Origin of the sequence: Proteus hauseri (assembly GCF_040139125.1) — a bacterium.
GTDB lineage: Bacteria > Pseudomonadota > Gammaproteobacteria > Enterobacterales > Enterobacteriaceae > Proteus > Proteus hauseri_B.
The window spans coordinates 151,244-164,930 of sequence record NZ_JBEEUB010000007.1 but is presented as its reverse complement, the minus strand read 5'-3'; the positions used below and the strand labels follow the sequence as shown (position 1 = coordinate 164,930).

The following is a 13,687-nucleotide window of genomic DNA, read 5'->3' as shown; positions in this document are numbered from 1 at the left end:
GTTAAGCCGACAGCACATCAGCAAAAGTTTGCAATGCGGTTCTTGCCTGCTCGTAAGTCTTTGTTTGCTGATCGATTTCAATGATGATGGAAGGAATGCCCTCTCTATCGAGAAGTTTCTTCACGATAGGCGCATCAAATTCTTCAGGATCACAGAATTTAGTCAGTAAATAGACCACACCATCAGCACCGGTTTTCTTCACCATATCGGCGATTAAACGACCACGTTTTTTCTCTGGGTCATACAGTAAAGAGCATCCCTCTAACTGAGCGATCTGTTGTGCCATCGCTTCATAAGGAGAGCCATTTTCAGGTATGTCTTGGCGGAATTGACGAGATTCATGAGCGACTTCATCAGCCACTATCGCCATATTGTTATCAGCAAGAATTTGTAAAATAGAAGGGCTATCCGCAATAATGCCTGTCACGACAATTTTATAGCCTTTCCAAGGTTCTGGAGATTGGGCTTTGCACTGTTCAGTAATGGCTTTAACGGCATTGGTATGTTCAATCACATCCATAAAATAGCCGCTTTTAATCACCGTGTTACGACGTTGTGGTGTCACAATATGAGGATACTGTGCCGCGATTTCACAAAATTCACGCAGTGCCGCGCGACGCTGATTAAACAGATGAACCGCATTTTTTAGCGCCGCTTCAGTTACTGGCTGACCTGAGATTTCCCCAAGTTGAGCGGCAATTTTTTTATACTGCTCAGTGAGGAAAATCACGCCTGCTGGTGTGTTACGGTTTTGAGGATGCACCAATTGAATAAAGGGTACTTGTGGTACACCAGCTTTCCAGTTCTGCCCTAAACATTTTAAGGTGTCACAAAGAGAAGGAATTAATGCCGCTGACAGCTTATTTAGCGCGCCATCTAATCCCATTTCCAAAGAAGAGAGGGCTAATGCGCAATAAAATGGTGGAAAATATTTCTTCGCTTCTGAAATCTCACGTCCTTCTGCACCCCAAATACCGAAAGGCACCATGCCTGCGGCATAGACAATCTCATTAGGGGTATATTCAGGAAAGCAGCCCACTACTTTTTTGCCACTACGAATAAAACCATCGAGTTGAGCGACAGGGTTATCCACAACTGCCTGCAATTTTTCAAACATCTCTGTTAATGCATTCATTAGATGTTCTCCTTTTTCATTGCCGCTTTGTTTGCTGCCATAATTTCAGTCAGTGCTTCAACACGAGTAACATACTGCGCTTCAGAAAAGACGCGTGGGTCAGCTTGGTCACCATCAAAAGTGACGGTTGGGATTTTTAATTCATGGCGAATACGGCGCTCAATTTCGGGCATAATGCCACTCCAGAGCTTGCAACTGCGGTTAACGTGAATAATTGCACCATCGACTTTATTTTGACGACTGACATCAATTCGCATATCCGCCGCACGTTCAACAGAGACACAGTTAGGCACATAAGAGTAAGCGCGCATCATCTCTTCACTGTTTTGGTAAATCACACCAAATGCCGTGGCATAAACCGTTGCGGTAACGTTGATACCTTGCTCTTTCAGCGGTGTTGAAGTGGCACGTAAATATGGCCAGCACGCAATACCTTCAAAGAGAACGCGGTATTTTTCTTCACCGCGATAGGTTGATTTTTTCTCTTTGATATTTTGTTCCATCTCTTCACACAGTTGCTCAAAAGCCAGTGCAGCTTCGAGTTTTCCGCGAGCACATACAGCAACCGCCATATGGTTAAAGAGGTCAAAACCGTTCATTGGAGAGGGTTGATATTGGCAATATTCAGCAGCTTTTAACCATGCGCGACCCGTACGTTGAGAGATTTCACAAACTTGTTTGAATTTCTCTTCGGAGAATACTTTGCCAGTCACTTTTTCAAGCTGTTTAATCGCATCATTAAACTGTGCTTGAACATAATTCACGGTGACATCGTCAGTTTCATACTCATTTTTATAAGGAATATCGATAAGGATCATCGGGATATTCAGCTCATAAGCGATGTTTTCATACCATTTGATCATGCAGTTACAGATATTGTTACAGCACAGCAAGAAGTCTGGCTGTGGCATATCCATCTCTTCACACTGTTTAATATCCATGTAAGAGAGACTAATGCGCGCATAAGCACAGATATCGTTGGAGTAACCCATGCTTTCTGCGTGTTCACACATTTTTAAACCTGCACCTTTAGCGGCAATTGCTGCGGCTTGGTTTTCAGGGTAAACCACACATAAACCTAGTGTTTCAGCGATCTCTTGTGGGAAGTTAGAAGCACACCACCCTATTTTTTCACCGCTATTTTTAGCATCCCAAGCACGTTGATAAGCATCAGCGGCGATTTTTTGGAGGCGTTTTTTCGCTGGAATATAGTCCGGCGAATTCATATCTACATTGCTCATTGTGATATTCCTATTGTTAGCGTGCCGTCTTCAATTTGCTGGCTATACGCTTCAAAGGCATAAATGGCGGCACCTATCGCACCGTTATATTGTGATAATGGCGAGGTTGCGATAGAGGCATTCAGTTCTTCACTCACATAACGAACAACTTCAAAATTACTGGCAACACCCCCTGTCATAACAACAGGTGCTTCAACACCAACACGTTTTGCAAGTCCTGCAATTCGGCTAGCGACAGAGCGGTGAATACCATTAATCACGTCGGGTATTGTTTCGTTATTAGCGAGATGAGAAATAACTTCGGATTCGGAGAACACAGTACAGGTTGAGCTTATTGTCACTTTTTTAGTGGATTTCGCCCCTTCTTGTGCCAGATCTGAAATACGTGTTTCTAATACACGCGACATCACATCTAAAAAGCGCCCTGTTCCTGCGGCACATTTGTCATTCATGACAAAGTTTAATAAACGACCCGCACCATCCATATGCAACGCCTTCACATCTTGACCGCCAATATCAATCACGGTTTTTACACCAGGGAAAAGGAAATGCGCCCCTTTAGCATGGCAACTGAGTTCACTCACCTCTTTGTTCGCTTGTTTAAGGGAGTTTCGTCCATAGCCCGTTGCACAGATCCAATTGATCTGATTGAGAGAGCCACCAAACTGGCTCAATACCTCATTGATCGCTTTTTCAGGACCTGATGTTCCCGCGCCAACGGATGCCAATGATTTAGCAACAATGCTGTTACCATTTCGCATGATGATGCATTTTGACGCCGAGGATCCGATATCAACGCCCATTGTGAAGATGTCTTGTTGCATACCTTTGCTCTCCTGAAAATTAAAAAAGTAAGTGGATTATTCTTTCCACGTCATCACGTCTTTGCTTGCTTCAAGGCGTGCTATCTCTTCAGCGCTATACCCTAATTCAGCTAAAACAGAAGGCGTGTCTTCCCCTAATAGAGGTCCACGACGGTATTCAGGTAATCCACTTTCTAAGAAATCAATTGGTGGGCGAACTAAGGCTTTTTCACTGCCATTTTTGTATTTCATGTTGTAGAAGGTGTTGATTGCCCAAGCTTGTTTGTCTTCCAACACTTCTTCCCAAGTCTGAGCAATGCTGAATGGGATATCATTTTTAGTGAAAATATCCGCCCACTCAGGTGCTGTTTTTTGCTCAATTTGTTGCCAAATAAGGTCATATAATTCAGGAGAACGATTATTTTTTGCTACTTCTTGAAGGCGGGTATAACGTGCATCTTCAGCAAGATCAGCGCGACCAATACAAGAAATAAAGGTGGCGTAATAAGCGTCATAAACCGGCATACAGACTTGAATAAAACGGTCATCTTTTGTTTTATAAGCAAGAATGAATGGGCTGGTGGTATTGCGACGATCGATTGGATAAGCCTGTCCATAATCAGGATATTGTGCGGCTTGGATCATAATCGCTTGGGTATAAATAGAGGTGTGTAACAAGTTAGTAGAGACATACTCACCTTGTCCGATATTTTTAGCGCGAATATAAGCCGCTAAAACACCTGAAACTAAGCCTAACGCACATTGGTGATCACCAAGGCCGGGAATAACGTTCATCGGTACTGTACCTTTTTGATACAGCGAACCTAAAATGCCACCACGCGCAAAGAAAGCCGTGTAGTCAAAACCTGGTAGGTCTTTATCTGGACCTTCATCGCCATAACCCGTCACACTGGCATAAACCAATTTTGGAAAACGCTGTTTTAAGGTTTCATAATCTAAACCCGCACGTTCTCTTGCACCTGGACGCCAGTTAGTTAAGAAAATGTCTGCTTTTTCTAATAATTCAAATAGGATCTTTTTCCCTGCTTCGGTTTTTGTATTTAATACAATGCCGCGCTTGTTCGCATTTTCTAAATCAAAACTGGTGTTTTCATGCTGATCTAATGGACGACCTTCTGTTGGTGCGGTGTAACGCAGATTGTCACCACTTGGTGATTCAATCTTAATCACATTTGCACCCATATCAGCCAAAATACGTCCTGCTGCTGGAACTGCAATAAAGGTCGCCAGTTCAACTACAGTGACGCCTTCCAGTGCTTTATGACTTGTCATTTTTTCTCCTAAATTTTTTTAGACTTCATACTGCTGTTGTCGAAATATTGAAAAACCATTTGTCATTTAACGCGCAATTTCTGTTTGCTGATCCTTAGTTGGCGAGCCATAACCCAGTTGCTTTTTCAGTGCTTGCACATCAATTTTTCCGCAAGGGGTATGAGGAAATTGCGTAAAGAAATGGAGTTCTTTGGGAATTTTGTAGCGTGCTAATCGTTCTTGTAGAAAGGCACGTAGTTCACTTTCGGATACGGTATTACCTTGATGTATACAGATGGCTGCTAAGACCTCTTCGCCTAAATCAACCGAAGGAATACCAAAGGCTTTGGTGGCTTCAACACCGGGATATTCCGCGATTGCTTCTTCAACTTCACACAAACTAATATTTTCACCACCACGCACCACAATCTCTTTTATGCGATGGGCATAATGGTAATAACCCTCAGCATCTACATAGCCGATATCGCCCGTGTGTAACCAACCTTCTGCATCTAATACCTCTTTGGTTTTTTCGGGAGCGTTGTCGTAACCCATCATGACGTGAAAACCACGGGTGCAAATTTCCCCTAAGGTGCCTACAGAGCAAGGTTTGCCACTTTTAGGATGGATGATTTTCATTTCGACAAAAGGCAGGGGTTGCCCAATAGAGCCACGTTTTATCGCTAAAGGATCGTTAGGTAATGTTTGAGTGCAGCAAGGAGAGGCTTCAGTTTGACCATAAGAGACCGTAATGCCTTTCATTCCGAGAATATTTTCGATGTCATCAATTAACGCAGGTGGAAAACTCGCACCCGCAACAATACCTTTTTCTAAACTCGATAAGTCATACTGAGAGAACTGTTCATGGCGCATTAAGCGTCTGAAAATAGTAGGAACACCATGCATAACAGTGCAACGATAATTTTGTACGGCTCTTAATACATCTTCTGCGCAGTAGTTATCTAACAGCACTAACTTGCACCCTGTTGTTAAGGCAAAAAAGAGACAAGAAGAGAGCCCAAAGCAGTGAAATAGCGGAACCGCAAGGCAAATGGTATCTTCGTCAGTCACCCCTAAACGCTGTGCAGATAACAAGGCATTATTAATGACATTGTATTGGCTTAACATAACCCCTTTAGGCATTGCGGTACTGCCAGAGGTCATTTGAATGGTCAGTAAATCTTCTACGCTAACGTGTTTAATTGCATCTTGATAAGTAGCATCTGATATATTTTCAGCCGCAACCTTTAATTGAGATAAAGATAAACTGCTCGTTGCATTTTTATTTCCCATACTAATAAATAAGTTGGGTAATAGATCTTTATTTTCAGCTGATTTATTAGAGAGACAGTTAATGACTTCAATAAAATCGTTATCTTTAAAGCCATCTGAAAAACAGAGTGCTTTAATATTCGTCAAACGACATAAATCTAATAACTCTCTTTTCTTAAAGTGAAAATTAATACAGACAACCGGAACACCAATTTGAGCCGCCGCAAGAAAACAGATAATCCACTCGGCACTATTTGCAGACCAAATACCTAAACGGTCACCTTTTTTTAAACCAATAGCTAAGAGTCCTCGCGCAACGCGATTAACTTCAACTTGCAGTTCTTGCCAAGTCAGTTCTCTTTTGCTTTGGTTTTCAACCAGTGCTGTTTGTGAAGAATATCGTATTGCTGCACTGTTTAGACATTCTTCAACTGTCATCTTTAATAAGGTCATAAATACCTACTCAACCGCTGTTTTTATGGTGTTTGCATCTGTAATGACCTTATTCTGGGTAGGGGAAATTATTCATTCTTGGTAAATAACGAACTGTTTTTCGTCATTTGAATAGCACTGGTCAGATTTGTGATTGGAGTCTAGATTTGGGGTGTTAATGACATTTATTAATTGAAGATTAATTAATTTGAATGAAATGAATTTGAAACCGATGAGTTATGAATGTGTTATTTATATTGAAATAAAAAAGAAGATAAAATAGATAATAAAAAGAATACATTATTTTTTATTAAACTATTTTCTAATTTTACCCCACTTCAAACATAAATAACATTTATCAATTAAAAATAAAAGCAACTATAATGAGATAAAATTAAAGAAAATAAAAACACTTACAATTAGATTAAGTAACATATTTACAAAGATATTATAAATAGTTTAATAAATTACTCTATTTAATTTGGTTTTTATTCTCTTTTAACTAAATCATTGTTAATTAATTTCTTTTTTATTAATAAGTTATGATTTTAAAAGTGGGTAATGATATATTGTAATCACATGCCATAAATAACTTACAGTAAAATAACAATTAAAAAATTAAGCATAACGCTTTTAAATTTATTTTTTACTTCGGCGCATTGGCATAGTTGAAGTTTGATTGAGTGTTAATCCTTTGGTTTCTGGTGCAAAGAGCACTGACACTATCATGCCAAACAGTGAGATAGCCGCCCCTACTAGCATTGTTGTATTGATACCATAATTCGCAATAAATGCCGGCAATGCACAGGTTGAAACCACCGTTCCTATTCGGCTAATAGACATAATAACACCCACCGCAGAAGCACGAATATCCGTTGGAAACAGCTCGTTAGGGTAAAGCCACTGCAATATACCAGGACCACCAGAAAAGAAAGCATAAGTCGCAAATGCCAGTATCACAAAAATAATACTCAGATTAGGGAAAAGACCTAACACTAACAATGCCAATGTCATCATGGCAAAACTACCAATTAACAGCGGACGCCGCCCTGTGCTGTTTAGCCAAAACATGGCTGGAATACAACCCAACATAAAGAAGAGACTAATTAAAACATTTCCTAATGCAGCACTTCTTCCTGCATCCCACCCTAATAGCCCGACAATTTGAGGACCAAAGGTATAGATGGCAAACATCGGTATTACTTGGCAAGTCCAAATAACCGCAACAAACAGAACAAAAGAAAAATGACGTTTATTAAATAACTCGATAAAACGGGTGGTTTTCTCTTCTTCCGCTTCAAAAACGACTGGCTCACCAAAGAGTTTAATCATCATTTCGTTGCACTCTTTAATACGCCCTTTGCGAATTAGCCACAGCGGCGATTCAGGTAAATCGAAACGACCAATTAAAATAATCACACAAGGAATAAAGGCACTGCCGAGCATCCAACGCCAGCCATCTTCTACGTCATATAAAAGATAACCCACTAAATTGGCGCAAGTTGCACCGATATACCACATTGCGGCAATAAAACCGACAGCGAAGGCGCGTTGTTTTTTATTTGAGAATTCGGTGATCATTGAGGTAGCAATAGGATAATCTGCACCAATAACGATACCGATTAAGAATCGCATCACCAACAGTCCAACGGGTGTTGAAACAAACATCGTCGCAATGGAAATAAGCGCGATAGCAACAATATCAACAAGGAACATTTTGCGACGACCGACTTTATCACAAATATAACCAAACAAGGAAGTACCAACAAAAAGCCCCGCTAATGTAGCAGCACCGAGTAATCCTATCCATTGTGCATCAAGCTGTAATAGTGGTGTGAGTTGCTCTAACGCTACGCCAATAATCACCAGCACATAGCCGTCAAGAAAAGGTCCACCACTTCCCCATAACATCACTCGACGATGTACTGAGGTAAAACGAATATCATCAAAGTTTCTGGGTTGCATGACTGCGTCCTGGTCTATTTTTTATAAGCAAAAAAGAAAAGCTCCCAGGTCGGAGACAACACTGGGAGAAAAGTAGCGATCCATCATCCGTAACGATATTCCACGCCAAACGTACCGCGTGGGTATTCCCATTTTTCAAGCGCACTATCTAAACCGAGAATTCGACAAGTTCCACACTCTAAACAACCGGCATAATCAAAGCTTATCGTTCCATCTTCTTGTTTTTTATATAGTCCTGCGGGACACGCTTTAACTAAGGTTTCCAATACCTGCATATCAGGTTGTTCTTTGACGACAATATGTGGATTTTCTTCATCGACATTAAATTTATTGATGCCTAATTTGACATCGACATTCACTGGAGAACTCATATTGCTTTTACTCCTTTGATCCCATCTTTAATTAGGTTCATCCACCCTACTTTTTTGCTATGGCGCATCATGGTTTTGCGCATTGGTACAGGTGCTTCACCCGTTACAGTGAAGAGATCTTTCGATATACCCACTACCATTTCAGGGTAAGCGGTGAACATACGAGGGTTATCAAGTAAATCAGGCATACGCTGATACGCTTTCATATCGCGTAAAGGACCCTCTGCTAAATGTTTAAGATATTCATTAAGGGTTTGTTTACTAAAATCATTTTTTTCCATGGCACTAAGCACTGTTTTAGCCGCAGCTTCACCAGAAGCGATAGCTAAATCCATGCCACGAATAGTGAAGCCTAGATTCATACACATACCAGCGGCATCACCTGCAATTAATACACCATCACGCACTAATTCTGTTTGCATACGCAACCCCGCTTCGGGTACAACGTGAGCGGCATATTCCACCATCTTTCCGCCTTCAATTAGCGGCGCAACAATAGGGTGTTGCTTAAAATCTTCTAACATTTGTGGCACTGATTTTTTTGCATCTTTAATATGGTGAAGACCACAGACTAAACCTAAAGAGAGCGACGATTTATTGGTATAAAGAAAGCCCCCCCCCATTAAGCCATCTGTTGGCGAACCGGCAAATAACCATGCTGTGCCTTGATTATCTGTAAGGTTAAAACGATCTTTAATGACGCTTTCAGGTAGTTCGATAATCTCTTTAACACCCACCGCAACATTTTCAGCAGCAACACGTTTGGTCATGCCTAATTGCTCGGCAAGTATTGAATTAACACCGTCAGCTAAAATCACAGTTTTGGCTTCTAGCACATCACCATCGGCTTCAACACCGACAATTTTGCCATCACGCTCAACTAACTTATCAACGCGAATTCCGGTAATGCACTGTGCACCTGCATTTTCAGCTTGTTCCATTAGCCACTGATCAAACTCACCACGCAAAACAGACCAAGAAACCGTTTTAGGGTTTAGCTCTTCTCCATTTTGGTAATCGATAGTCATTGCTCCGCTTTCAGTCATAAAAGAGAGCTTTTCATGAGTAATCACTCGCTCGACAGGGGCTTGTTGAGCAAATCCGGGAATAATGCGCTCTAGGGTATGTGCATACATACGACCACCGGTTACATTTTTCCCGCCAGCATAGTTACCTCTTTCTATTAGCAATACCTGTGCGCCTTCTCTCGCTAAAACAAGCGCCGCCACAGAACCTGCTAATCCTGCGCCAACAATAATGGCATCGAAAATATCTTCGGAATCGGACATAACATCTCCAGAACTTGCAATAAATAGCAGAGAAGTTATCTCCTCTGCCTAGTTAAATCAGTTTGATAATTGACGAGTTAACGCAGGTAAGATTTTCATTAAATCACCAACAATGCCGTAATCAGCAAATTGGAAAATAGGTGCGTTTTTATCTTTGTTGATAGCAACAATGGTTTGTGCACCATTGGCGCCAACCATATGTTGAATTTGCCCTGAAATTCCCGCAGCAAGATAAAGCTCTGGCTTTAACATTAAGTTGGAGATACCCACATAACGTTCGTGCTCCATCCATTTTTCGTTTTCAGCAACAGGACGAGAGCAGGCAATTTCTGCACCGATAACTTTTGCCAAGGCTTCTGCGATAGCAATATTTTCTTTACTGCCAATACCACGCCCCACACTCACCACGAAACGTGCTTTATCTAAATCAACAGCGTTCACTTCACGAGGTTGCACTGAGTCACGCACAATAGTTTGAGCGGGTGCAATCCATGCAACAGCTTGCGCGGTTCCTGTCGCTGAGGCATTTTCTTGTGCAGGTTCAAAAGCACCCACACCCGCAGTAACTACGCAATAAGCGGTTTTCAGTGTTTCATCACCAAACGCCAAACCACCATAAACCATGTGTTTTGTTACTAAGGCATCGCCCTCTACTTTTACTGATTGTGCATCATTAGAAACCACTGCATCTAAACGATGACCTAAACGTGCCGCTAATAATTTGCCACGGCGAGTATTGGGTAATAGCACCAAACCGGCATCACTATGTTGTTTAATAGTTTCAACTATGCTTTGTGCATAGTCTTCAATAATGCAATTTTCTGGTTTACCCTCTAATTGAAAAACCTGTTTTGCACCTAATTTAAATGCCGCAACACGTTGCTCATCATTAAGCGTAAAAACATTAACGGATTGTCCTAATAAACAAGCGCCCCCCATTAATTCAGCTAAACGGGAAAGTGTGTCACTCAATACCCAAACAGTTGAAAACTGACTCATAACTCCCCCTATTACTTAATAATTTTTCGTAAATGTTCTGCCAATTCAGCAATCTGATCATCTCCATCACCTTCAATAATGATGCGCTGACGTACTTTTTGTTTTGGCGCAGCCACTTTTTGCTCTGAACGAGGTGTAATGCTTTCCAGCCCAAGATCGGCAACACTCCATTGCTGTACTGGTTTTTTAGCAGCACCTAAAATGGCTTTCATGGATGGAATTTGAGGCACGTTAATATCGGTAGAAACAGCAATAATCGCGGGTAATGGAAGCGTTAATGTTTCAATTTCATTTTCCAGTTCACGTTCAACGGTAATGGAATCATTAGAGAGCGAAACAATTTTGTTAATACCATTTATTGCTGGGATATTTAAGAGTTCACCCACCAGCAAACTGACTTGTTGTGAACTAATATCCGCAGAACCGTCACCACAAAGAATTAAGTCATAACCTACTTTTTTGGCGGCGGCTGCTAGTGCGATGGCGGTTTGATAAGGCAGAGAGGCTTCAAGTTGGTCATCAACCACAACCACTAAATCATCAGCACCACGAGAGAGCACATCTTTACGACCTTTAGCATTTGTTAATGCTTTGCCGCCCACACTCAATGCGGTGATTTGAATACCATCAAGTTGAGATTTAAGCTGATTAGCCGCTTCAATGGCATTTAAATCATATTGGCTAATTTTGGTGTTAGCACGAGAAAAATCCAGTGAGCCATCTGCACTGTTTACGGTAATATCCTGCTCATCGGGGACACTCTTGTAACATGTAATAATCTTCATTACATCTCCTGAAATTAATAAATAATGTCATTTACTCTGGTAATGTAATATAGAATTAACACAATTAAGATATAAAAAAATTAAACCTAGGTCACCAATATTGAACATTATTAGATAACGAATAAGATCAGCTTTAATATTGCCAACCCCATCACCAATATTGAAATTAAGTTTAATTGAATGGATTAACGTTCAATATTGTTATCTCGATCAACAATATTGAACATAATAAGTATAAAGCTATTTAGCATTCAATATTGCCACCGAGATCAACAATATTGAAAGAGGGAATATAACAAGTTGATTACATAAAGACAATTATCATTAATTAACAACTAGTTACAATGAAAATAAAACGTTATAAACCGTAACATAAAATCGACAAAAAGAATAGTGTGAAGTGAATAACAGAATAGATTTCTTATAATATCCATTATTCTTTATCATTATCTGATTTGAAAATTAGCTAATCATTTTATTTTTCTATTATGATGATTTTCTAATAGACGAAATATTTAGTAATAAACAAAACCGCTTTATTAGATATTATGAATTAACAACACTTAACTTCTGCGCTAAATACATTTGGAAAATTTACCTATGAGCAAAGATAATAAAAAGGCAGGAATAGAACCGAAGGTTTTTTTTCCGCCATTAATCATTGTTGGTATTTTATGTTGGTTAACGGTACGTGATCTTGAAGCTTCAAATGAAGTGATTAATGCCGTATTCAGCTATGTTACCAATGTCTGGGGTTGGGCCTTTGAATGGTATATGGTCATTATGTTCGGAGGTTGGTTCTGGTTAGTGTTTGGTCGCTATGCGAACAAACGTCTTGGTGAAGACAAGCCAGAATTTAGTACAGCAGGTTGGATCTTTATGATGTTTGCCTCTTGTACCTCTGCCGCCGTCCTTTTCTGGGGTTCCATTGAAATATATTACTACATTTCAAGCCCCCCTTTTGGTATGGAAGCTTACTCAACACAAGCAAAAGAGATTGGTTTAGCTTATAGCTTATTCCATTGGGGTCCATTACCTTGGGCAACCTATAGTTTCCTTTCTGTGGCTTTCGCTTACTTCTTCTTTGTTCGCAAAATGGATGTTATCCGCCCAAGTAGTACCTTAACGCCACTTATTGGTGAAAAACACGTTAATGGTATTGTCGGTACTATTATTGATAACTTCTATTTGGTGGCATTAATCCTTGCAATGGGAACCAGTCTTGGATTAGCAACCCCCTTAGTGACTGAGTGTATTCAGTACTTATTTGGTATTCCTCATACGCTGTTATTAGACGCCATTATTATCTCTTGTTGGATCATACTTAATGCGATTTGCGTGGCGTTCGGATTACAAAAAGGGGTAAAAATCGCCAGTGATATTCGTACTTATCTGAGCTTTTTAATGTTGGGTTGGGTGTTTATCGTCGGTGGTGCAAGCTTTATCGTCAATTATTTCACCGACTCTGTCGGTACGTTGATGATGTATATGCCACGTATGCTGTTTTATACAGACCCTATTGGCAAAGGCGGATTCCCTCAAGGCTGGACTGTTTTCTATTGGGCATGGTGGGTTATTTACGCCATTCAAATGAGTATTTTCTTAGCGCGTATCTCTAAAGGTCGTACTGTTCGTGAACTCTGCTTAGGTATGGTGTCAGGCTTAACCGCAGGAACGTGGTTAATCTGGACCATTTTGGGTGGTAACACCTTACAACTTATCGACCAAAACATTCTTAACATTCCACAACTAATTGAACAATACGGTGTTCCTCGCGCCATTATCGAAACCTGGGCGGCTCTGCCACTGAGCACGGCAACAATGTGGGGCTTCTTTATTCTGTGCTTTATCGCCACCGTAACCTTAATTAACGCCTGTTCTTACACACTGGCTATGTCTACTTGTCGCTCAATGAAAGAAGGCGATGAGCCACCACTACTTGTGCGTATTGGTTGGTCTGTATTAGTCGGTGTTATCGGCATCATTCTGTTAGCGCTTGGGGGTTTAAAACCAATTCAAACCGCCATTATCGCCGGAGGATGCCCACTATTTTTCGTCAATATCATGGTCACCTTGTCCTTTATTAAAGACGCCAAAGTGCATTGGAAAGACTGATCCCCTAT

11 protein-coding genes are annotated in these 13,687 nt (G+C 40.7%); 1 reads left to right on the top strand and 10 read right to left on the bottom strand.

Annotation, left to right across the window (positions count from 1 at the left end):
* Position 1: 1 nt before the first annotated feature.
* The 10 genes from ABN099_RS12935 to fixA all read right to left on the bottom strand — a co-directional run bounded on the left by ABN099_RS12935 (position 2) and on the right by fixA (position 11,564).
* Complete coding sequence (locus ABN099_RS12935; RefSeq protein WP_349464243.1) at positions 2 to 1,135, bottom strand: 2-hydroxyacyl-CoA dehydratase subunit D; 1,134 nt, start codon at positions 1,133 to 1,135, stop codon at positions 2 to 4.
* Positions 1,135 to 2,376 (bottom strand): 2-hydroxyacyl-CoA dehydratase subunit D, encoded by a 1,242-nt coding sequence (locus ABN099_RS12930; RefSeq protein WP_349464242.1) that lies wholly within the window; start codon positions 2,374 to 2,376, stop codon positions 1,135 to 1,137. The genes ABN099_RS12935 and ABN099_RS12930 overlap by 1 nt, the downstream gene beginning before the upstream one ends.
* Complete coding sequence (locus ABN099_RS12925; RefSeq protein WP_349464240.1) at positions 2,373 to 3,200, bottom strand: acyl-CoA dehydratase activase; 828 nt, start codon at positions 3,198 to 3,200, stop codon at positions 2,373 to 2,375. The genes ABN099_RS12930 and ABN099_RS12925 overlap by 4 nt, the downstream gene beginning before the upstream one ends.
* Positions 3,201 to 3,236: 36 nt before the next feature.
* A complete protein-coding gene (locus ABN099_RS12920; protein ID WP_349464239.1) occupies positions 3,237 to 4,472 on the bottom strand; it encodes a CaiB/BaiF CoA transferase family protein in 1,236 nt (411 codons plus the stop codon).
* 66 nt (positions 4,473 to 4,538) lie between these two features.
* Positions 4,539 to 6,176: an AMP-binding protein gene (locus tag ABN099_RS12915; protein WP_349464238.1), complete on the bottom strand. Its 1,638-nt coding sequence runs from the start codon at positions 6,174 to 6,176 to the stop codon at positions 4,539 to 4,541.
* A 618-nt stretch (positions 6,177 to 6,794) separates the two neighbouring features.
* Positions 6,795 to 8,120, bottom strand: coding sequence for an MFS transporter (locus tag ABN099_RS12910; protein ID WP_349464237.1), 1,326 nt, complete (start codon positions 8,118 to 8,120; stop codon positions 6,795 to 6,797).
* A gap of 83 nt (positions 8,121 to 8,203) precedes the next feature.
* The gene (gene fixX, locus ABN099_RS12905; protein ID WP_023582978.1) at positions 8,204 to 8,491 is read right to left on the bottom strand and encodes a ferredoxin-like protein FixX; all 288 of its coding nucleotides are present in this window, start codon (positions 8,489 to 8,491) and stop codon (positions 8,204 to 8,206) included.
* On the bottom strand, positions 8,488 to 9,780 hold the full coding sequence (gene fixC, locus ABN099_RS12900) for an FAD-dependent oxidoreductase FixC (protein WP_349464236.1): 1,293 nt from the start codon (positions 9,778 to 9,780) through the stop codon (positions 8,488 to 8,490). The genes fixX and fixC overlap by 4 nt, the downstream gene beginning before the upstream one ends.
* 57 nt (positions 9,781 to 9,837) lie before the next feature.
* Complete coding sequence (locus ABN099_RS12895) at positions 9,838 to 10,779, bottom strand: FAD-binding protein (protein ID WP_349464234.1); 942 nt, start codon at positions 10,777 to 10,779, stop codon at positions 9,838 to 9,840.
* A gap of 11 nt (positions 10,780 to 10,790) precedes the next feature.
* Positions 10,791 to 11,564, bottom strand: coding sequence for a putative electron transfer flavoprotein FixA (gene fixA, locus ABN099_RS12890; RefSeq protein WP_349464233.1), 774 nt, complete (start codon positions 11,562 to 11,564; stop codon positions 10,791 to 10,793).
* 600 nt (positions 11,565 to 12,164) lie between these two features.
* On the opposite strand from fixA, the gene caiT reads away from it, so the two are divergent.
* Positions 12,165 to 13,679: an L-carnitine/gamma-butyrobetaine antiporter gene (gene caiT, locus ABN099_RS12885; protein ID WP_349464232.1), complete on the top strand. Its 1,515-nt coding sequence runs from the start codon at positions 12,165 to 12,167 to the stop codon at positions 13,677 to 13,679.
* The last annotated feature ends 8 nt before the right edge of the window (positions 13,680 to 13,687 follow it).